Source organism: Methylotenera sp. E1MeOHC1 (genome assembly GCF_058745595.1).
This window is the reverse complement of the sequence record NZ_CP196025.1, coordinates 2,268,467-2,288,424: the sequence shown is the minus strand read 5'-3', so window position 1 is coordinate 2,288,424 and position 19,958 is coordinate 2,268,467. Positions and strand designations below refer to the sequence as shown.

General features: G+C 46.8%; 20 protein-coding genes. 7 read left to right on the top strand and 13 right to left on the bottom strand.

Features of this window, described 5'->3' with window-relative positions; genetic code table 11:
• Positions 1-109 precede the first annotated feature (109 nt).
• From ruvB to ACSSU7_RS10720, 8 genes are all read right to left on the bottom strand, one after another.
• Entirely contained in the window at positions 110-1,150 is a 1,041-nt protein-coding gene (gene ruvB, locus ACSSU7_RS10755) for a Holliday junction branch migration DNA helicase RuvB (RefSeq protein ID WP_492516475.1), read from the bottom strand.
• Complete coding sequence (locus tag ACSSU7_RS10750) at positions 1,147-2,202, bottom strand: AI-2E family transporter (RefSeq protein ID WP_492516474.1); 1,056 nt, start codon at positions 2,200-2,202, stop codon at positions 1,147-1,149. Before ACSSU7_RS10750 ends, ruvB begins: the two co-directional genes overlap by 4 nt.
• A 65-nt stretch (positions 2,203-2,267) precedes the next feature.
• On the bottom strand, positions 2,268-2,846 hold the full coding sequence (ruvA, locus tag ACSSU7_RS10745; RefSeq protein WP_492516473.1) for a Holliday junction branch migration protein RuvA: 579 nt from the start codon (positions 2,844-2,846) through the stop codon (positions 2,268-2,270).
• 218 nt (positions 2,847-3,064) lie between these two features.
• Entirely contained in the window at positions 3,065-3,631 is a 567-nt protein-coding gene (gene ruvC, locus ACSSU7_RS10740) for a crossover junction endodeoxyribonuclease RuvC (protein ID WP_029143950.1), read from the bottom strand.
• 32 nt (positions 3,632-3,663) lie between these two features.
• Positions 3,664-4,389: a YebC/PmpR family DNA-binding transcriptional regulator gene (locus ACSSU7_RS10735; RefSeq protein WP_492516472.1), complete on the bottom strand. Its 726-nt coding sequence runs from the start codon at positions 4,387-4,389 to the stop codon at positions 3,664-3,666.
• Positions 4,390-4,523: 134 nt separating this feature from the next.
• Entirely contained in the window at positions 4,524-5,441 is a 918-nt protein-coding gene (locus ACSSU7_RS10730) for a DMT family transporter (RefSeq protein WP_492516471.1), read from the bottom strand.
• A 39-nt stretch (positions 5,442-5,480) separates the two neighbouring features.
• Positions 5,481-5,858 carry a YybH family protein gene (locus ACSSU7_RS10725; RefSeq protein WP_492516470.1) on the bottom strand — a complete coding sequence of 126 codons (378 nt, stop codon included), beginning with the start codon at positions 5,856-5,858 and terminating at the stop codon, positions 5,481-5,483.
• Between the two features lie 33 nt (positions 5,859-5,891).
• The gene (locus tag ACSSU7_RS10720) at positions 5,892-6,398 is read right to left on the bottom strand and encodes a MarR family winged helix-turn-helix transcriptional regulator (RefSeq protein WP_492516469.1); all 507 of its coding nucleotides are present in this window, start codon (positions 6,396-6,398) and stop codon (positions 5,892-5,894) included.
• A gap of 350 nt (positions 6,399-6,748) precedes the next feature.
• Between ACSSU7_RS10720 and ACSSU7_RS10715 the strand changes: the two genes are divergently transcribed.
• The 3 genes from ACSSU7_RS10715 (at position 6,749) to ACSSU7_RS10705 (ending at position 9,841) form a co-directional block, all read left to right on the top strand.
• Positions 6,749-7,564: a Tim44 domain-containing protein gene (locus ACSSU7_RS10715; RefSeq protein WP_492516468.1), complete on the top strand. Its 816-nt coding sequence runs from the start codon at positions 6,749-6,751 to the stop codon at positions 7,562-7,564.
• 225 nt (positions 7,565-7,789) lie between these two features.
• Complete coding sequence (gene chrA / locus ACSSU7_RS10710) at positions 7,790-9,142, top strand: chromate efflux transporter (RefSeq protein ID WP_492516467.1); 1,353 nt, start codon at positions 7,790-7,792, stop codon at positions 9,140-9,142.
• A gap of 267 nt (positions 9,143-9,409) precedes the next feature.
• Positions 9,410-9,841 carry a CBS domain-containing protein gene (locus ACSSU7_RS10705; protein WP_492516466.1) on the top strand — a complete coding sequence of 144 codons (432 nt, stop codon included), beginning with the start codon at positions 9,410-9,412 and terminating at the stop codon, positions 9,839-9,841.
• 53 nt (positions 9,842-9,894) lie between these two features.
• Here ACSSU7_RS10705 and ACSSU7_RS10700 read toward each other — a convergent pair whose 3' ends face one another.
• The 5 genes from ACSSU7_RS10700 to ACSSU7_RS10680 all read right to left on the bottom strand — a co-directional run bounded on the left by ACSSU7_RS10700 (position 9,895) and on the right by ACSSU7_RS10680 (position 14,920).
• Positions 9,895-10,386 (bottom strand): cytochrome b/b6 domain-containing protein, encoded by a 492-nt coding sequence (locus tag ACSSU7_RS10700; RefSeq protein ID WP_492516465.1) that lies wholly within the window; start codon positions 10,384-10,386, stop codon positions 9,895-9,897.
• A 36-nt stretch (positions 10,387-10,422) separates the two neighbouring features.
• Positions 10,423-11,493, bottom strand: coding sequence for an alpha-hydroxy acid oxidase (locus ACSSU7_RS10695; RefSeq protein ID WP_492516464.1), 1,071 nt, complete (start codon positions 11,491-11,493; stop codon positions 10,423-10,425).
• Complete coding sequence (locus ACSSU7_RS10690; protein ID WP_492516463.1) at positions 11,493-12,173, bottom strand: Fe2+-dependent dioxygenase; 681 nt, start codon at positions 12,171-12,173, stop codon at positions 11,493-11,495. The genes ACSSU7_RS10695 and ACSSU7_RS10690 overlap by 1 nt, the downstream gene beginning before the upstream one ends.
• A 47-nt stretch (positions 12,174-12,220) precedes the next feature.
• Positions 12,221-12,484, bottom strand: coding sequence for a PepSY domain-containing protein (locus ACSSU7_RS10685; protein ID WP_492516462.1), 264 nt, complete (start codon positions 12,482-12,484; stop codon positions 12,221-12,223).
• A 219-nt stretch (positions 12,485-12,703) separates the two neighbouring features.
• Positions 12,704-14,920 carry a TonB-dependent receptor gene (locus ACSSU7_RS10680; protein WP_492516461.1) on the bottom strand — a complete coding sequence of 739 codons (2,217 nt, stop codon included), beginning with the start codon at positions 14,918-14,920 and terminating at the stop codon, positions 12,704-12,706.
• A gap of 206 nt (positions 14,921-15,126) precedes the next feature.
• Here ACSSU7_RS10680 and ACSSU7_RS10675 point away from each other — a divergent pair, with 206 nt between their 5' ends.
• From ACSSU7_RS10675 to ACSSU7_RS10660, 4 genes are read left to right on the top strand one after another with little or no spacing between them, the layout of a single operon-like run.
• The gene (locus ACSSU7_RS10675; protein ID WP_492516460.1) at positions 15,127-16,704 is read left to right on the top strand and encodes a TolC family protein; all 1,578 of its coding nucleotides are present in this window, start codon (positions 15,127-15,129) and stop codon (positions 16,702-16,704) included.
• A 6-nt stretch (positions 16,705-16,710) separates the two neighbouring features.
• Positions 16,711-17,925: an efflux RND transporter periplasmic adaptor subunit gene (locus ACSSU7_RS10670; protein WP_492516459.1), complete on the top strand. Its 1,215-nt coding sequence runs from the start codon at positions 16,711-16,713 to the stop codon at positions 17,923-17,925.
• Positions 17,926-17,939: 14 nt separating this feature from the next.
• Positions 17,940-18,671 carry an ABC transporter ATP-binding protein gene (locus ACSSU7_RS10665; protein WP_492516458.1) on the top strand — a complete coding sequence of 244 codons (732 nt, stop codon included), beginning with the start codon at positions 17,940-17,942 and terminating at the stop codon, positions 18,669-18,671.
• Positions 18,671-19,894, top strand: coding sequence for an ABC transporter permease (locus ACSSU7_RS10660; RefSeq protein WP_492516457.1), 1,224 nt, complete (start codon positions 18,671-18,673; stop codon positions 19,892-19,894). The genes ACSSU7_RS10665 and ACSSU7_RS10660 overlap by 1 nt, the downstream gene beginning before the upstream one ends.
• Positions 19,895-19,958: the final 64 nt, after the last annotated feature.

Below are 19,958 nucleotides of genomic sequence, written 5' to 3'. Positions count from 1 at the left end.
AAGCGCTGAATTAAATCACACACCCAAACTGATGGCAGCACCAATGGATTAAGAGAACCAATGGATTAAGAGAACCAATGGATTAAGAGAAAAAGTGCGCTACACACCGCTACTCACTTACAAACTGCTCGCCAGAGTTCAAATGGCTAGGTACAGCCAAACCGAAATGTTGATAGGACTGACTGGTGGCCACCCTGCCGCGCGGTGTGCGCATCAAGAAGCCTTGCTGAATCAAATACGGCTCCAGCACATCTTCAATCGTGTCGCGCTCTTCGCCAATCGCGGCAGCCAAGTTATCCAAGCCTACCGGCCCGCCACCGAATTTCTCCAGTACCGCGAGCAGCAGCTTTCTATCCATTACATCAAAGCCGAGCTTATCCACATCGAGCATTCTCAGTGCGGCATCGGCAATGCTGGCGCTTACTTTGCCATCTGCTTTGACTTGGGCGTAGTCACGCACACGGCGTAATAAGCGGTTAGCAATACGCGGAGTGCCGCGGGAGCGCTTTGCAATCTCCAGTGCGCCGGTGTCCACCATTTCCACGTCCAGCAAACCGGCAGAGCGCTGTACGATACGACCCAACTCTTCAGAGGTATAAAACTCTAATCGGGACACGATGCCAAAACGATCGCGTAATGGATTAGTCAGCATGCCGGCACGGGTGGTGGCGCCCACCAAGGTAAATGGCGGCAAATCCAGGCGCACACTACGCGCAGCCGGCCCTTCACCAATCATAATATCCAGACGGTAATCTTCCATCGCTGGGTATAGAATCTCTTCCACCACCGGCGACAGCCTGTGTATTTCATCAATAAACAGTACATCATTTGGCTCTAAATTCGTCAGCAGCGCTGCCAAATCACCCGCACGCTCAAGTACTGGCCCTGAGGTTTGGCGCATATTGACGCCCATTTCCTTAGCGATAATATGCGCCAAGGTAGTTTTGCCCAAGCCAGGCGGGCCAAACAGCAGAACATGATCTAACGCCTCACTGCGGCCACGGGCAGCATTGATAAATATCTCCAGCTGCGCACGCGCTTTTTCCTGACCGATATACTCATCCAACACTTTGGGCCGGAGTGCACGCTCTAGCGCATCCTCCTGCGGGCTCACGACATCCGGGGCGATTAAACGGTCAGTTTCTATCATACAACTTCATCTGCTCTCTTATTTTGCAAAATTACCCAATGTGAAACGAGTGTTAAACCAACCGCTAACAGCGTTGGTCCTAAAAAAATACCGATAAAGCCAAACATCAGAATGCCACCTAACACGCCCAACACAACTAGCAACAAGGGCAAATGTGATGAGTGACTAATCAAAATGGGTTTAACAACATTATCTACCATGCTAATCACTAACAACCCATAAACCAGCAGAAAGATTGCCCAGCCTTGGTCGCCATGATTAAACAGCCACAATGAGGCTCCGCCCCATACCAATGGCGGGCCGACTGGAATCACCGATAAGAAAAATGTAGCCAGTGCTAATAATAACGGCGCAGGTGCACCCGCCAGCCAAAAACCAAACAGTCCGACACTAGCTTGCGCAAGCGCGGTACCGAACACGCCCAGCATCACGCCTTTCACCGTATTACATGACAACACTAGCATCTCCTGCCCCAGTTCACCACCCAAGCGCTGCACGATGGCCGTTATCGCGGCTGCCAGCTTTGTACCATCCCGATAAAAGAAAAATGCAACGAATACCACGAGCACTAACTGTACAAAGCCACCCATGACCACCTGCACGACCTTCAATAAAAACTCACGAATCGGATCTGCATACTGGTTAAGCAGATGCATTAATTCCTCATGGCTCACAACGACACGCTGCCAAGATTCAGCCAAGGGGGTACCAACAATCGGTAGGTTTTTTAGCCATGATGGTGCAACAGGCTGCATGCTTTGCAGCACAGCCTGTGCTTCATCTAACAATAACGTAGCAGAATCTGCAAGATTCATTGCCAAATAGGCCATGGGCAAAATCATCGCAAATAGTAAGAGCAGCGTCATGGTGGCAGCGGCGAGCATATCGCGCTTACCGAGCAGCTCCCATATGCGCTGGTATAGCGGCCAAGTAAACACACAAATGATGGCAGCAAATAGCATTGCCGCCATAAATGGATACAACACAAAAACACAGCCCACTATCAGTAGCGATATCGTGGTGATACGGGCGATTTGGTTGGTGTTAATCATGCGGAGCCCTCAAATTATCGGCTACCTATCTATTGCAGCCACGTGCCCTTACATCATACTGCATCCTACTTTGAAAGTAATTTTAATGCTTGCTTAATGCCGTCTGTCACACTGATTTCTTTATCTAGCAACTTAACAGCGGCCACCGCCTCGCGTTCGTTATAGCCCAACGCCAGCAAGGCATTAAGCACATCGCTGGTGGCTGACTTAGGCTGGTGCTCGTTCATGGCAGCTACACCATCAATCGTGAATTTGTCTTTTAACTCCAACAGCAAACGTTCTGCTGTTTTTTTACCAACCCCTGGCACGCGTGTCAGCATGCTTGCCTCTTGCAGCGCGACCGCTTGCACCAAATCATCAATGGATAGGCCGCTTAAAATAGATAACGCTGATTTAGCGCCAATGCCGTTCACTTTTAGTAGTTGCCGAAATGTGGCACGCTCTTGACTAGTGCCAAATCCATATAGCAGCTGCGCATCCTCCCGCACCACAAAGTGCGTGAGCATAACGACTTTATCACCGATAGCAGGCAGGTTATAAAACGTGCTCATTGGCACTTCACACTCGTAACCCACCCCATTACAATCAATTAACACCAATGGGGGTGTTTTTTCTAATAAGGTACCGCTTAATCGACCAATCATCGGGCATTCCATTACAAAATAATAACGAACAATAACGCATGGCTGCGCATCACAGCAAGTGTAGATTTAAGCATGCGATACCGCATCTTAAAACCAAGCACGCATATAGCTAGCATCTACTGACAACACAGGGCAAAACAGGGAGAAATAGAACGAAACAAACGAATTAGGTAGGCAAGAAAGCAACAACCTCAACAAATGATTACCCAACCAAATAATCAGCCAACTAGGCGACCGCCACGCACACGGAAACCGGCAGTCGCCATTAAACCCAAGCCCTGACCGCCATGCGCATGGCAAATTGCACAAGCAAGTGCATCAGCAGAGTCTGGCTTTGGTGCAGCAGGTAATTTAAGCAGACGCTTCACCATCTCTTGCACCTGCTCTTTTTGCGCATGCCCATTACCGACAACCGCCTGCTTTACCTGCAGCGCGGTATATTCAGCAACGCTTAAATTGCGGATAACGGCAGCACTGATTGCAGCGCCACGCGCCTGCCCAAGCAACAAAGTCGATTGTGGGTTAACGTTGACGAATACTTTCTCAATCGCCACCTGATTGGGCTGATAAGTATCGATTACTTCAAACAATCCATCTAGAATGATTTTGAGGCGAGCGGGCAACTCTTCACGCTCTGGGTCGCCCTCCACCTTACTTTTTTTGCCACTAGCGGTTTTGATGGTACCGCTGGCGATATAGGTGATTTTCTCACCTACTTTTTCAATCACGCCAAAGCCTGTTAACCGCAGACCCGGGTCTATTCCGAGAATTCTTGTAACACTCACAGCATGCCCTTAGTGGGTTTAATCATGCAGGTTTATTCTTCAATCACTGCAGATGTATAAACATCTTGCACGTCATCCAAGTCTTCCAGCGCATCTAGAATTTTTTGCATTTTTACCGCATCATCACCAGTGAAGATAACTTCAGCGTCAGGTTTCATGGTGACTTCGCCCATCACCGCTTTCAAACCCGCGGCTTCCATAGCTTCTTTAACCGCCACAAAGTCAGCTGGTGGTGTAATCACTTCAATACTGCCATCATCATTAGTCACCACATCTTCAGCGCCTGCTTCAAGTGCAACTTCCATCACTTTATCCTCTGAGGTACCTGGCTCATACACCAAGCTACCGCAGTGCTTAAACATAAAAGCAACGGAGCCATCGGTACCTAAATTACCGCCGTGTTTACTCAAGGCATGACGCACATCCATCACCGCGCGTTGTTTATTATCAGTTAAGCAATCAATAATGATGGCGGCACCATTGATGCCGTAGCCTTCGTAACGGATTTCTTCGTAGCTAACACCTTCTAACTCACCCGTCCCTTTTTTAATGGCACGTGTAATGTTATCTGATGGCATATTTTCTTCTTTTGCCAAAGCAACAGCCGCACGTAAACGTGGGTTCATATTAGCATCACCGCCACCGAGACGAGCTGACACTGTGATTTCTTTGATGATTTTAGTAAAAATCTTACCGCGTTTTGCGTCTTGGCGACCTTTGCGGTGTTGAATATTTGCCCACTTACTGTGACCTGCCATGTTTAGATCCTAATTTCCAACTAAATAAGGCAGATTTTATCACATGCGTTTACCCAAATTACAGGGTTTTAAATGAGGGGGCTTGAGGTTAATCGCTTATAAGCACTAAATGCCTATAAGCGATTCAATCATGTTTACTCTTGCCCAATGGCAGGGTCAACAGGGGCGTGCTTTTTAATGCTAACGAAAGAGATAATCACTAACGATAATGCAATTAGTACCATGCCTATCAATTCCACACGATTAGGCACTTCATTTAACTGTATCCACGCCGCCAACACACCAATCACTGGTGCTAGCATAGAAGCCATACTAGCTACGCCCGCCGGCAAAATCTGCAAGGCATATAGCCATAACAGCCAAGCCAGCGCACCGCTTAAAAACACATTAAACAATACAGAGCCAATAAAGTAACCAGTCCATTGTATCGACGGTGCCGGTACAATAAACGCAATTGCCAGCATAGGCACAGAGCCTAACATCATCGGCCACGCCGTTAGGTTTAATAAATCTAGATGCGGGCTACGTCGATGTAGTTTTTTAGAAATAATGGCTGAAAGCGCCCAAGATACGCCTGAGATAATGGCTAAAAACATGCTAAAGCCATCGGCTTTGATATGTAACGGGTCAAATATCAGCAGCATACCGAACACAGCAGAGATCACGGCCAACCACTGCCAGCCCTGCACTTTTTCACCTAGCATCGGCCAAGCAAGCAGCATTACCCAGAATGGCATGGTATAGGTGAGTACAGCTGTTTTACCTGCGCCACCTTCAACCAAGGCCCAAATTAATAAGCCGGTAAAACCTACCGTTTGCAACAAGCCCAATACCAGCATGGTAGGGAACTCTTTAAGACCCAAAGGCCGTTTGGTGGCATAAATAACGACAAATAGCACAACCGCACCAAAGAACACACGCAAGGCTGCAAACTGAAACGGGCCTGCATATTGCAGCGCGCTCTTCATCACCACCCAGTTGTAGCCCCAAATAATGGTGAGTACGATCAGCGCAGCAAATGCGCTAATGGTTTTTTTTGTACTATTTTCCATCTGTTTTCTATGCCTTAATCATTTGCTTGCGCAAACTGCTTAGTTCCAAATATGCGTGACTGCTTTCCAATTGCCATCCGCTTGTTTGCGGTATACCAAATGTACATTACCGCCAAAAGTCTGTTTTTCACCTTGTGCATTTAACATCGCACCCGCCCAGTTACCACGCTGAAAAGCCAGATTACCATCTTCCACCGCATCCACTAAAGTGAGTTGGTGCTCAATGACACCTGCATCAATCAAGCCAGCAAAAAACGTTTGAATCGCGGCAGCACCTACCACAGGCTCACCTGCTGGTGCAGGCATCACCACGGCATTGTCAGCGTAAAGCGCGCCAATCGCGGCAGAATTTTTAGTGTTGAAGGCATGGTCGAAACTTTGGTTGATTGCGCTAATTTGTTCTTGAATACTGCTCATGTGATCTCCTCATCTCTTGAAAATTATTTACTTCTACTTGGTTAACTCTGGAATGCCTAAGTTGATTAACTCCAACATCTGGTGCAACTGTGCACGCTGCACTTCATCCAGCGCTTTCATACACTGCCTCAATCTTTGGTAGTAATCGGGCATGACTACATCCAGCTTTGCCTGCCCCGCATCGGTAAGGTGTATCAACACACTGCGCCTATCACTTTTGGTGTATACACGCTCCACTAAACCGCCTTGCTCCAAGCCATCAATCAAGCCAGTCATGGTTGCACGTGTAACACCAGCTTTATCTGCTAACACCGAGGGCGTTGAAGAGTAAGACTCCTCACGCATCAGCAAAATAAGTACCCACCAGCGCCCTTGCAACAAACCATGCTTACTCAAGCAAGTATCCAACGCGATGGATAAATCAGTTGCAACCCGCAGCAAATGTAAAAAGCTCGATATTGCCGTGATATCCGCATCAGGATATCGTTCAGCAAATTTATGGAGCACCCCAGTGGTAGGTAAGTCTTTTAGCTCTAGCATAATTAGGCTCATTATAGTTAGCTGGCTAACTATGTCAAGATATCATTTACAGATTAGGCTGATATAAATTTGTAGCAGACCAAAATCAAGCACTAGATACCCAAGAAAAACACGGTGCCATTTGTAAAATCACAGACCTAAACTCACGCAGAAGCTCGCAAATACAAGCATCGACAAACTCACGCAAACCCAGTGCTTATGAATTAGTTACAGACAATTACATTGATAAATAAGTTTTTCATTTAAACTATCGAAATAAAATCTTACGAATTACCCTGCAATATGTAATGCGAGTAAGTTTAGTTTTTAGAAATGGTTTTTCTATTTTACCGGTTTAAATAAGGAACATAATGAAACGCTTTTTGATGTTATTAATGGTTGCAATTACTTGTGTCAGCTTTATGTCTTCATTGGCAGAAGCTAAACGTTTTGGCGGTGGCAGCAGTTTTGGCAAGAGCAGACCAGCACCGACAAAACAATCACAAAGAGCGCCAGAATCTACACCTAAACCTGCACAGTCAGGGGCCAGCAAGTGGTTGGGGCCATTAGCAGGTTTAGCCGTTGGTGCCGCACTCGCCAGCATGTTTGCAGGATCAGGTATCGGCGATGCAATGGGCTCTATATTAATGGTGCTAGCAATTGCAGTTGCAGCCATGTTTTTAATCTCTAGATTTAAAAAGTCACAGCAACCGAACATGCAATACGCAGGCACCGGTGGCGCATACCAAGCACCAAGCCTAAACACTGAGCCCGTATTAAGCAGTGGCAGCCAAACCAGAAGCAGCAATCAAATTCCGCATGACTTTCCAGTAGATAGCTTTTTGAGAAGCGCTAAAGGGTCTTTTATCCGCTTACAGGCAGCCAACGATAGAAAAGACATTAACGATGTACGCGAATATACAACCCCTGAAGTCTTTGCAGAAATATCCATGCAAATGCAAGAGCGAGGCAATGACGTGCAGACCACTGAAATTGTTGCTATTAACGCAGAGTTATTAGAAGTGGCGAATGAAGATACCTACACAATCGCCAGCGTGCGCTTTACTGGCCAGTTGCGTGAAAATAATGGCGCACTGGAAAGCATAGATGAAGTGTGGCATATACAAAAAGACGCGACCAATAGCCAAGAAAAATGGTTACTGGCAGGGATTCAGCAACTAAATTAAGCTTAACGCGAGCTTGATTGAAAATTGAGAAATCAGTCGGTAGTGGCTATGGCAACAAATATTTACATAGTCACTGCTTGCTGTCAGTTAGCTTAATCACCTTGCGACTGCGCTAGAAAGCTATTACCATCAAAACCATGGGGAATTAGCAGCCTCCCCGTTTCAAGACATTCACGTCCAAGGCCTGCTCTAAATCTTATGGCATAATGCCTTAGAGGAGAAGCTATGGACGCTCATAACAACAAAAACCTAAACTCAGCCCCCAACCCGGTACCGTTTGTAGAAGCTGTTTTCTACTGGCTCAAGCTTGGTTTTATCAGTTTCGGCGGCCCGGCTGGGCAAATCGCCATCATGCATCATGATCTAGTTGAAAATAAGCGCTGGATTTCAGAAAAGCGCTTTTTACATGCATTGAACTATTGCATGCTACTGCCTGGCCCTGAAGCACAACAATTGGCTACCTATATTGGTTGGCTCATGCACCGCACTTGGGGTGGCATCATTGCTGGCACCTTATTTTTTCTGCCTTCGTTCTTTATTTTGGTGGGGCTAGCTTATATCTACATGGCCTATGGCTCAGTACCGGCGGTTGCCGGCGCGCTATATGGCATTAAGCCCGCAGTAGTTGCAATTGTGATGTTCGCCGCCTATAGAATCGGCTTGCGCACGCTTAAAAACAACGTTATGTGGGGCATTGCCGCAGCAGCTTTCTTGGCAATTTTCGCCCTTAAATTACCGTTCCCGATCATTGTGCTAACGGCTGGATTAATAGGCTATATCGGTGGCAATCATTACCCCAAGTATTTTAAATTGGGTGGCGGTCACGGATCTGCACAGAAAAGCTATGGTGCAGCTATCATTGACGACGACACACTAACCCCATCACATGCACTCTTTAGCTGGCATAGGCTATGGCAAGTGGCCATCAGCGGTCTAGCGCTATGGCTAATTGCAATGGCAGTATTAATCGCCAATTATGGCTGGCAAGGTGCATTTACGCAGATGGGCTGGTTTTTTACCAAAGCGGCTTTGCTGACCTTTGGTGGCGCTTATGCAGTATTACCTTATGTGTACCAAGGGGCTGTTGAACATTACCACTGGCTTACCCCGACACAAATGATAGATGCACTGGCACTTGGTGAAACTACGCCCGGCCCACTGATTATGGTGGTGACATTTGTAGGGTTTGTTGGCGGCTGGGTGACGCAGACATTTGGCGCTGACGCCTTATTTGCTTCAGCATTTATCGCAGCAACCGTTGTCACCTTTTTCACGTTTTTGCCAAGCTTTGTGTTTATTTTGTTGGGTGGTCCATTCATCGAAACTACGCACGGCAACCTTAAATTCACCGCACCGTTAAGCGCGATTACCGCAGCAGTGGTCGGCGTTATCGTTAATTTAGCGCTGTTCTTTGCGTACCATGTATTTTCGCCGCAAGGGCTTACAGGTCAGATTGACTGGCTTTCAGTTGCATTGACCGCTTTGGCGACTATTGCAATCTTCAAGTACAAAGCCAATGTCATTTTGGTGATTGCTGCGGGCGCCATACTGGGCATGGCTTGGCAGTTGCTTGCATAATGCCTCACAGGAAAAATGCACTACCCCAAACTTAGTGGATAGTGCAAATATCTAATTAAAGCAGCATAAGGATTAGCCAAAGACTAAAACATTTAAACCAATACACACCAATCATAAAACTCATTATTTACCGATGAACGTACCAATCGACTTTAGCCTCTAATAGCATTGGTAAAAGTAATTATTGGTGTATATTTACTCTTTATACAGTATTTTTTGCACAACACTTTTTTGGACGTATTTTTACGCATCACAAGGGAGAGCAGCATGAAAACACTACAACAATTACTCGATGGTAAAAAGTATAAAGAAGTCATTTCAATCGCACCGCACCGCCCTGTATTTGATGCGCTAGTCATCTTGGCTGAATACAAAATTGGTGCTTTAATTGTGCTGGATGGGCAAAACTTAGTCGGTATTTTTTCTGAACGCGATTACGCGCGCGAGGTAATTCTTAAAGGCAGGTCATCCAAAACCACCTGTATCAACGAAGTGATGACCAGCAAGGTGTTAAGTGCCAGCCCCAGTGACTCTGTAGAGCATGCTTTGTCACTGATGACAGAGCACCGCATCCGGCATTTACCTGTAGTGGTAGACGAGAAAGTGGTAGGCGTACTCTCGATAGGTGACTTAGTTAAAGAAACCATTGCATACCAGCAAGAGCTGATTAAGCAGCTACAAAGCTACATTAAGAGCTAGCTTGCCAATAGTTGGACAAAGATAACCTCAGGACAACCTCGGCACCACCGTGATTATTTACCACGAATCATGGCACTAATCAGGTTTTTACCTAGCCATTTGGATAACGCCGTTACTGCCAGCAAATGCAGAACAACCATGCCCTGTAATAAGTAAGATAAAGCTTCGTGCAAATCAACAGGCCAATCTTCACCCCACAACTCATCCGTGCGGCTCAGCCAGCCTGTAAGCGCTAGCAATAAAATCAACGCCCACATCACGTAAACCGCATATTGCCCCAACGGGTTGTGCCCAACGTAATCATGTTTCTCACGTTTCAGGAGCGATTGCACATGTGACTTAATCGCGTTAACCCCAGGCAAGTGCAGCTTTGAGGCTTCTATACGCGCAAAACAAAAGCCATTGGCTAAACGTAACAGCACTAATCCAGCGCAGACATAGCCTATCAAGCGGTGCGCATAGCCAGATTCATTAAAGAAATTAACAATCACCCCTGCTGCCACTAGCCAATGGGTTAACCTTACAATCAATGTCCACTTCATCATTATTTTTCTATCGCATTAGTGCAAAAGTAACTTCACTCAAGATAGGTGACTTAACTTAATATCAGCCAAAGTAGCAACCCCAGAAAGCGCCATAGTCATCTCCAACTCATCGCGCATCAAACGTATCACATGAGCAACGCCTAGCGCACCCGCAACAGAGAGTCCCCAAATGTAAGGGCGGCCAATCATCACGGCATCGGCACCTAACGCTAGCGCTTTAAATGCATCTTGCCCACGGCGAATACCGCTATCAAAAAGCAGGCAAGCTTTGCCAGCAACCATGTTGGCAATTTCAGGCAACACGGTAAGACTGCTAGGCACACCGTCTAACACACGTCCGCCATGATTGGAAACCACTAAGCCATCGCAACCCAGACGCAAGACGTTTGCCACATCTTCAGCATGCAATATACCTTTCACAAGCATTGGCACTTTGATTTGATCTCGCAACCAAGCGACATCATCCCAGTTCGGCGCCTGCGTCATCCAGCCATCAAACACCAAGCTTTGATGGCCTTGCACAGGCGGCTGTGACAATGGAGACTCCAGGTTCACCGCGCGCACGCCGCCAGGTAGCTCCATAACGGCCTGTTTAACAGGCGCATCCACAGTAAACATCACTGCGTTGTAACCTGCGGATAATGCACGATTGAGCAAACGCAAAGTACGTGACCGATCACCCTGCCAGTACAACTGGAACCATAAAGGCTGAGCTGCCGCCTCGATAATTTCTTCTAGCGATTGGCTGGCAAGGCTACTGACGACCATTTGCCCAGCTTGCGCATTGGCGGCCATGGCACTCACTTTTTCACCATGATCATGAAACAAGCGCTGGTATGCGATTGGCGCTAGCAATAAGGGATGCTCAAAATCTTGCCCAAATAAATTGAGGCGTGTGTGACCACCCTTTACATCCACCAACGGCCTAGACATCAATTGCACATGATCAAATGCATCTAAATTGGCTTTTAGGCTGATACCTTTACCCGAGCCGCCTTCAAGGTAATGCAAAACCTCTGGGCTTAATCTTGGCTGGGCATGCGCAAGATAATCTTCTGCGGTTTGGATACCGGGCGGAATCGCTGTCAACTTGCTTAGCAAAGCCATTACTCAGCCCATAAGCGTAAAAGATTATGGTACACCCCCGTTAGATGCACGACAGCCTCAGACTCTCCCACCGTTTGACGCAGCTGCGCCAGCGAGATATCCATGTCGTACAACAGGCGACGTTTTTCAGCGTCACGCACCATGCTCTGAATAAACATAAAACAAGCCACCCGCGCGCCGTTGGTCACCGGCGTCACTTGATGGACAGAAGAGGATGGATACACCACCATGCTGCCTGCTTTTAACTTGAATGCATGGCGACCAAAGGTATCCTCTATCATGAGCTCACCGCCCTCATATTCATCAGGTTCTGATAAAAACAAAGTCGCAGAGACATCGGCACGCACATAGCCGCTTCCATCTGGCATCATGCGCATCGCATTATCGACATGAAAACCATAATGATTGGTTTGACCAATATAACGGTTGAAAAATGGCGGTAAAACTCTAGATGGAAGTGCCGTGGAGAAAAACAGTGGATTACGGCCAAGTGCCATATGCACTAATTGCCTGAGGGCGCGTATTTCTGGTGCACTCTCCGGCAACTGCTGGTTATTTTTCACAATTGCAGCCTGGGTACCCGCGGTGACTCGGCCATCGACCCAGCTTGCGTTGGCTAGTAAACGCCGCGCTTCTACTAGCTCTTCAGCCGTTAATACATCAGGCACATGCTGCAACATACGAATTCCTTAGATGGCGCTAATTGTTAGATTGTACTGACTTTGGGTTAGTCTTTAAGACCTTCGGCCTTGATAATTGCCAAGGTTTTGGTATCAAAGTAGATTTCTACCTTTTTACCATCTTTATTGCGGCCATACATCTCATAGCAATTACCATCTACTTTAAATTTTTTGATGGTATAACCTTCATCGGTTAACGCTTTTTTAAGTGTGTCTTCTGATGCCCACTCTTCTTTTGGGTGCACAGGGCAATCTGCCGATGCGTGTGCGTAAATAGGGAGTAAAGCCAATAGTGCGAACAATACGCGCATATTCATATCCTTATATCAATTAAGTTTCAGCCCACAGGTGAGCGAGGTTGTAATGGTGACAGTGATTTAATCACCGCTATGCTATCGACTACTTATCAACGAAATTAATTCAATTATTAGGCGCGCACAAGTAAGTTGCGCCCTTAACTAGCATTAAAAAATCAAATCATAAACAGAAAAAGCCATGAGGGCTACTCATGGCTTTTTTAGCATAACAACTTAGAACTTGATCTCAGTTGTTAAGATTGCGGTTCTACTGTTGCCTGGAGTCAGGAAGGCGCCGTTATCATAAACATCGCCATAATAGACTTTATCAAACAAGTTCTTCACGTTTAAACGTACCGCCCATTTTTTTGCCTCATAAGCAGCCATTACATCCCAGCGAGTATAGCCTGGCACCACATTAGGCTTGAATGCACCATTCACAAAGTTAGTACCTGCAGCACCACTTGGGTTATAACCAGTACGTTCGCCTTTAGCCTCAAAACCACCACCGATTTTCCAGTTGCCAGCGATGGTATAGGTTGTCCACAAATTGGCAGTCATAGCCGGTGTATTACGTGCGCGTTGGCCTTTGTATCCTGCGTAAGCGCTGTAAACAGTCCCTGCGGGCCCGTTAGCACCACCAGTACTAATATTTTGGGCCACCTCAAGGATTTTAGCATCCATAAATGCAACGCCACCAAACACTTCCCAGTTATCTGTCAGATGACCTGCCAGCTCAAACTCTAGGCCATCGGTACGACGCTTTTTAGTAAGGATACTTGCGGTAGCTTCTAAATCAGTACTACGTTCCCAGTCTTTAGTTGTACGGTATAGCGCTGTACGGAACGATAAATCTCCGTCCAAGAATAGCCATTTTGCACCCAACTCAACGGTTTTACTTCTTTCAGGTGGTAATGGTGCCACTGTCAGCTGATACAAGTCTGCAGTTGGGCTGAATGAGTCGCTAAAACTAACATAGTAATGGCTATCTGGTGTTTGGTGCCAAGACAAACCAGTACGGTAACTATTCTCGCCATAATTTAAATGTGTATTTCTTGTACTTGAATAATCAGCCTTCATTTCATCACGACGTAGACCCACTAACAAATCCCAGTTCTTTACAAACTCAATCGTATCTTGTGCATAAACTGCGTAGTTATCCGCATCAAATTTATTTGCTACCCCTGTTACTTGGCTTTCAGTGTAGCCAGGCACAGATGCAGTTCCTATATTTCTCAGGCTCTGACGATATGAGTCCTCTTTCAAATACTCAACACCTGCCAATACTTGATGTTTCATTCCCGCCAAATTTAATTTGGTGCTGAAGTCTGATTGCAAATTCAATGTATCGTAACTTGCTTTTCGTGCCTGGTTCTGACCCAGCACTAATGAATCATTAGTAGGCACTGCATTGGCAGCTGTTTGATGTGGCGTCTTTGCCCAATACGCACGGTCATAGCTTGCACTTCTCAGCTGGGTGCGGATTTGTGTATCTTCCGAGAACTTATGGGTAAAAATACCTGTAGTGACACGCGTATCGCTATTATCAAAGTTTTGATTGCCGCCATAGAAAGTCTTGTCATCAATTTTACCCGTTGCAACAGTTCGATTAGCTGGGCGCTTATTGAAGAATGAAATACCAAAATCTGGCACATCACGTGTTTGTGTGTACACGTGATTCAAATAAAACTCGTTATCCGTACCGATACCAGTACCAAAGCTAACTGCAATACCTTGACGATCAATCTCAGGCCTATCGCCAGTCGCTGGATTCTGACGATAGTTTTCCTCATGCCTATCCATCACATTGACACGAATCGCTGTGGTATCGCCTAGCTTCTTATTAAAGTCACCAGTAAGCTGGTGGTAAGAGTAACTGCCCAAACTGCCAGTAACCGTGTTTTTATCTTCAAGCTTGGCCATCTTAGTCACTTGGTTAATCACACCACCCGCTTGACCGCGACCGAACAGCATAGCTGCAGAACCACGTAGCACATCCACTTGATCCAAGTTGTATGTTTCACGATAGTATTGCGCGGTATCACGCATATTATCTAAGTAAATATCACCGAAGGTGTAGAAGCCGCGTAGATTGAAGTTGTCGCCGCCACGGCCGCCTTCAGCCGCGTTAAAAGTTAAACCAGAAACGTTGCGCAATGCATCGCGTAGTGAACTAATTTGCTGGTCATGCATTAAGTCATGCGTCACTGAAGTAATTGCCTGCGGAACATCTTGTGGATCTTGCAACACTTTGCCTACGCGGGTTTTTGTTGCTTGGTAGCCACCAATCTCTTTTACTGTGGCAGCTTGTACCTGAACTTCTTCTAGTGTTTGTTGCGGCGCTGCTTCTGGCGCTTTTTCTTCTGCAATTGCGTTTGCAGCTGGTAAAGCCAACATCACTGCTAAATACAGTGATTTTTGTGTCAGTGATTTATGTTGTGTCAACATCATGCTTTAGTATCCTAATGATAAATGTCAATCGCTGGCTAACTAAGTCTATTGCATGTGCAACACTTACTGGCTGGCTAAAAAAGATTAATTAAGCTTTACATATGCCTTACAAATGTAAAACTAAGTAAATTAAGCGCTAATGATAACTGTTCTCATTTAGAATTGCAACTATTATGTATGATTAGCTTCATAATCATTAATCAGTCATGTTCAGCGATGAAGATACTGACTGCTTAGGGATAAAGTTTGCATCATGTACCTCAACCTCAAAAGTGATTCAATATAACATTGTGCCAAAGACCAATATAAACATACGCTTATGTGTGGCTAGCTTAGTGCTAATCACTAATCAGGCTTTTGCTGAAGATAGCATCTGGTACCAAGATCAGCACGCCCAGCAAAACGACCCACTGCAAACCAAGCTATTTGCATTGCCAAAACTCACGGATGGCTATCAGTCAACTGATGCACCGTGCGCTGAGCAGCTATCTGCGTCAGACTTTGCCAAACCCCTCACTTTGGCAGAGGTTGCTAATGCCAGCTTGTGCAATAACCCACAAACCAGTGAAGTTTGGGCCAGCGCCCGCGTACAGGCAGCGCAGCTAGGCATTGCCAAATCAGCTTACCTGCCTACGTTAACCGACAACATTGGCACTAATCTGAGCGTACTGCACCCAGAATCAGCAGCACGCAGCAACCCAAACTTAAATTTAAGCAATAGTCTGGTGGCAAGCTACCTCTTATATGACTTTGGAAACCGCAATGCCAATTTAGAGAGCGCGCGCCAATTATTGCTTTCAGCCAGCGCTAGCCAAAGCAGCACAGTACAAAGTGTGCTGCTCGCAGCCACCGTTGCGTTCTATCAAGTACAAGCCAAGACCGCTGCGGTAGAGGCTGCATTACAAGCGGAACGTGCCGGTAACGAAAGCTTTAAAGCCGCAGAGGCCAGATACAACGCTGGCGTATCAACCCCCGCAGATAAATTGCAGGCGCAAACCGCTTACGCACAACTCACCTTGACACGCATTACCAACGAGGGAAGCCTGCAAACCGCTTATGGCACTTTGGCAAATGTCATGGGCTTACCTGCCAATCAGCAAATACGCTTAGTGAGTAACACCTCCACGCCATCCGCCAACATATTAAGCGATGTTAATTTACTGATAGAGCAAGCCAGTTTGCGCCGCCCCGACCTAATTGCCAGTGAAGCGCAACTTAAAGCAGCGCAAGCCAGCATTGATGCGAGCAAGGCCGCAGCAAAGCCTACCATTTCGGTTTCCATGTCCAACAACCTGCAAGATGGCTCTAGCTTGGCAACCAGCAACAACTCAACCTTGGGTTTGACGGTGGCAATCCCACTGTTTAATGGATACGCCCCAACCTACAGAATCCGTGCTGCCGAAGCGACTGCAGATTTACGTGCGGCACAGCGCGACCGTTTACGGCTGCAAATTTCATTAGATGTATGGACGGCTTACCAGAACCTACGTACCGCACTGGAGTCTGTGAGCGCTACCGAAGTGTTAGTAGCAAGCGCAGAACAGTCTTACCGCGTAGCACTTGGGCGCTATAAGGCAGGCGTAGGTAATATTATTGATACGCTTAATGCACAAAGTGCCTTAGCCAGTGCGCATCAACAGCAAATTCAGGCCGCGCTTAACGCCAATATTACACGCGCTACATTAGCCCAGGCGATGGGCTCATTGGATCATGCCATGATTCAGTCACTGCCAAGCGCATCCGTTAATGCCTTGCCTACCAATAATATTCCATCAATAGATTAGCCCGCTATGAAACTATTTAAAAACATCATCTTGATTATTGCGTTCATCGCATTAAGTTCTGCCGCCTATTTCTATTATGAGCGTACGCACCAAAGCAACCCGGCTGATACCTATCGCTTATCGGAAATTACACAGGGCGATATCGAGCAGACCGTATCGGCAAACGGCACACTCAACCCAGTAACACTGGTGAGTGTGGGTACACAGATTTCCGGTATCGTTAAAAAGTTGTATGTAGACTTTAATGATGCCGTTAAAAAAGATCAGGTACTCTTGGAGCTGGATAACTCGCTATTTATGGCGCAAATTAGCCAATCGCAAGCGAGTGTGCGCAACAATCAAGCATCTGTTGAATTAGCACAGGCCAATGAAAAACGCATACGCCAGCTATATGCCCAAGAGTATGTATCAAAACAGGAGTTAGATACCGCAGTGCAAGTATTGAAGTCGGCCAAAGCACAGTTGGACAGCGCACGCGGCTTGCTGGCACGTGACCAAACCAACCTGAATTTCACCATTATCCGCTCACCGGTTTCAGGGGTGGTGGTAGACCGTGTGGTAGACGTCGGGCAAACCGTTGCCGCCAGCTTCCAAACGCCAACGCTGATTAAAATTGCACAGGATTTATCAAAAATGCAGATTAACTCCAGCTTTGCTGAGGCCGATATTGGCAATATCAAAGTGGGACAAGTTACCAAGTTTAATGTGGACGCATACCCAAACCGTAATTTTGAGGGCGTAGTCAAACAAGTGCGGCTTAATCCAACCAACACCTCAAATGTAGTCACTTACGATGTAGTGATCTCGGTTGATAACAACGAACAACTATTACTGCCAGGTATGACCGCCTACGTGAACATTGGCGTTGCCAAGCGCGAGCAGGCATGGTTGGTACCCAACGCGGCATTACGCTACAAACCAAAATTAGACGACAGCACTGCAGACAGTGCGAAAAACGAACCACGCAAAAATGCGAGTGGTCGTAAAAAAAGGAACAAAGGCTCAGACCTTAACACTGGTAGCATTTATATCTTAAAAGATGGCAAGCCTTTAGCAATTAAAGTGCACACCGGCATTACCGATGGACGCAATACCGAAATTACCGGCCAAGATTTAAAAACACATGGCATCAATGTAGGTACGCAAGTGATTGTGGCTGAGTTGCAAAACAATGGACAAGCACAGTCTGGCGGCAATATGCGCGGGCCTAGAATGTTCTAGATTGGATATCAACCATGCAAAACAGCGTTATTGAAGTCCATCAGCTATACAAAGATTACCAGACGGCAGCAGGGCCGTTCCCCGTGCTAAAGGATGTGAACCTAAGCATTGAAAGTGGTGATTACGTAGCCATTATGGGGCACTCTGGCTCGGGAAAATCCACGTTTATGAACATTCTGGGTTGCCTGGATAAACCGAGCAAAGGTGAGTACATATTAGATGGTCACCCAGTTGCCAATATGGAGCAAAATGCGGTGGCGCAAGTGCGCAACAAAACCATAGGCTTTGTGTTCCAGGGCTTCAATTTATTGGCGCGCTCTAGCCTGCTGGATAACGTTGCGTTGCCGCTGGTATATGCTGGCGTTGATAAAGCTGAGCGTCATGCTCGTGCTAAGTTGTTGTTAGAAAAAGTAGGTCTGGCTAAATATCTGAATTCACGCCCCAACCAAATCTCTGGCGGTCAACAGCAGAGAGTAGCCATTGCACGCGCGCTAGTGAACAAGCCTAGGCTCATTTTAGCGGATGAACCCACAGGCAATCTGGACAGCACAACTAGCGAAGAAATCATGGCACTATTTTCTGAACTCAACCAAGAAGGCATCACCATCGTATTAGTCACCCATGAGGCAGACATTGCAGAACATGCCAGCCGCCAAGTGCGCTTTTTAGACGGCAGAATTGTGCAAGATACCCGCACCAAGGAAATTGGCATGACATCCACGCAAACCATTAGTGAGGCTATTTAATGTTTACTGCAATGCTAGGTGAAGCATGGCATGCCATGGGCGCAAACCGCTTACGCACGTTCTTAACCATGTTAGGCATGGTGATAGGTGTGAGTGCCGTGGTATTGATGATGGCGATTGGCCAAGGTGCAGAGGCTGCGGTTAAACGCTCTATCAGCGCGATGGGCAGCAATCTGTTTGTTGTACTGTCAGGCCCACCAACCGCCGGCGGCGCTAGGTCAGCCACAGGTAACGCACCTTCACTGAATGTAAAAGATGCAAATGCAGCCACTGAGTTGGACGGTGTTATTGGCGTTGCACCAGTGACCATGGGCAAGGCACAAATCGTGTTCGGCAGTAACAACTGGAATACCGACATTATCGGCACCACCCCCAGCTATTTAGAAATACGCGGCTGGAATTTAAGTGACGGCTATGCGTTTTCTGAATCAGACCTACGCTCAGCCACCCGTGTAGCACTGATAGGCAAAACCATAGCCCAAAATATATTTGGCGAAAATATTGACCCTATCGGTAAAACTATCCGCATCAAACAAAGCCCATTTGTGGTTTTAGGCGTTCTGGATAGCAAAGGCCAAACCTTAGACGGTCGCGACCAGGACGATACCATCATCGTGCCTCTCACCACCGCACAGCGTAAACTTTTTGGCAACCAACTGCCGGGAAGCGTCAGGCAAATCATGGTGCAGGCGGAGTCTGACAACACCATGACCATGGTGGAAGAAGGTTTGAATAGCTTGCTGAACCAGCGTCACAACATCCGCGAAGGTGCTGAAAGTGACTTTTCGGTGCGCAACCTAACGGCCATTGCCAACTCCGCCGCGGAAACAACTCGCACAATGTCACTACTGCTAGGAGCAATTGCTTCGGTTTCTTTACTGGTGGGTGGTATTGGTATCATGAACATCATGTTGGTATCAGTCACAGAACGCACCCGTGAAATAGGCATACGCATGGCAATTGGCGCACGTCAGCGCGATATCTTATTGCAGTTCCTGTTAGAAGCCATCGTTATCTCGATTGTCGGCTGCTTAATCGGCATTGCAATAGGGGTAGGCGGAGCCATCATGGTGAACACTATCACTAAAGCCGAGATTATTATTTCGGCAAACTCTGTCGCCATTGCCTTTGGGGTAGCCGCAAGCATTGGTGTGTTCTTTGGTTTCTACCCGGCACGCAAAGCGGCAATGCTTAACCCGATTGAGGCCTTACGTTATCAGTAAACCTATCTAACCACCTGCGCACATGCGGATAGTGCAAACCTTGTGCAACAACCTTAGTCTACTA

Coding starts and splice junctions, on each gene's coding strand:
- ruvB (WP_492516475.1), bottom strand. CDS start 1,150: ATGATAGAAACTGACCGTTTAATCGCCCCGGATGTCGTGAGCCCGCAG.
- ACSSU7_RS10750 (WP_492516474.1), bottom strand. CDS start 2,202: ATGATTAACACCAACCAAATCGCCCGTATCACCACGATATCGCTACTG.
- ruvA (WP_492516473.1), bottom strand. CDS start 2,846: ATGATTGGTCGATTAAGCGGTACCTTATTAGAAAAAACACCCCCATTG.
- ACSSU7_RS10735 (WP_492516472.1), bottom strand. CDS start 4,389: ATGGCAGGTCACAGTAAGTGGGCAAATATTCAACACCGCAAAGGTCGC.
- ACSSU7_RS10730 (WP_492516471.1), bottom strand. CDS start 5,441: ATGGAAAATAGTACAAAAAAAACCATTAGCGCATTTGCTGCGCTGATC.
- ACSSU7_RS10725 (WP_492516470.1), bottom strand. CDS start 5,858: ATGAGCAGTATTCAAGAACAAATTAGCGCAATCAACCAAAGTTTCGAC.
- ACSSU7_RS10720 (WP_492516469.1), bottom strand. CDS start 6,398: ATGCTAGAGCTAAAAGACTTACCTACCACTGGGGTGCTCCATAAATTT.
- ACSSU7_RS10715 (WP_492516468.1), top strand. CDS start 6,749: ATGAAACGCTTTTTGATGTTATTAATGGTTGCAATTACTTGTGTCAGC.
- chrA (WP_492516467.1), top strand. CDS start 7,790: ATGGACGCTCATAACAACAAAAACCTAAACTCAGCCCCCAACCCGGTA.
- ACSSU7_RS10705 (WP_492516466.1), top strand. CDS start 9,410: ATGAAAACACTACAACAATTACTCGATGGTAAAAAGTATAAAGAAGTC.
- ACSSU7_RS10700 (WP_492516465.1), bottom strand. CDS start 10,386: ATGATGAAGTGGACATTGATTGTAAGGTTAACCCATTGGCTAGTGGCA.
- ACSSU7_RS10695 (WP_492516464.1), bottom strand. CDS start 11,493: ATGGCTTTGCTAAGCAAGTTGACAGCGATTCCGCCCGGTATCCAAACC.
- ACSSU7_RS10690 (WP_492516463.1), bottom strand. CDS start 12,173: ATGTTGCAGCATGTGCCTGATGTATTAACGGCTGAAGAGCTAGTAGAA.
- ACSSU7_RS10685 (WP_492516462.1), bottom strand. CDS start 12,484: ATGCGCGTATTGTTCGCACTATTGGCTTTACTCCCTATTTACGCACAC.
- ACSSU7_RS10680 (WP_492516461.1), bottom strand. CDS start 14,920: ATGATGTTGACACAACATAAATCACTGACACAAAAATCACTGTATTTA.
- ACSSU7_RS10675 (WP_492516460.1), top strand. CDS start 15,127: ATGTTCAGCGATGAAGATACTGACTGCTTAGGGATAAAGTTTGCATCA.
- ACSSU7_RS10670 (WP_492516459.1), top strand. CDS start 16,711: ATGAAACTATTTAAAAACATCATCTTGATTATTGCGTTCATCGCATTA.
- ACSSU7_RS10665 (WP_492516458.1), top strand. CDS start 17,940: ATGCAAAACAGCGTTATTGAAGTCCATCAGCTATACAAAGATTACCAG.
- ACSSU7_RS10660 (WP_492516457.1), top strand. CDS start 18,671: ATGTTTACTGCAATGCTAGGTGAAGCATGGCATGCCATGGGCGCAAAC.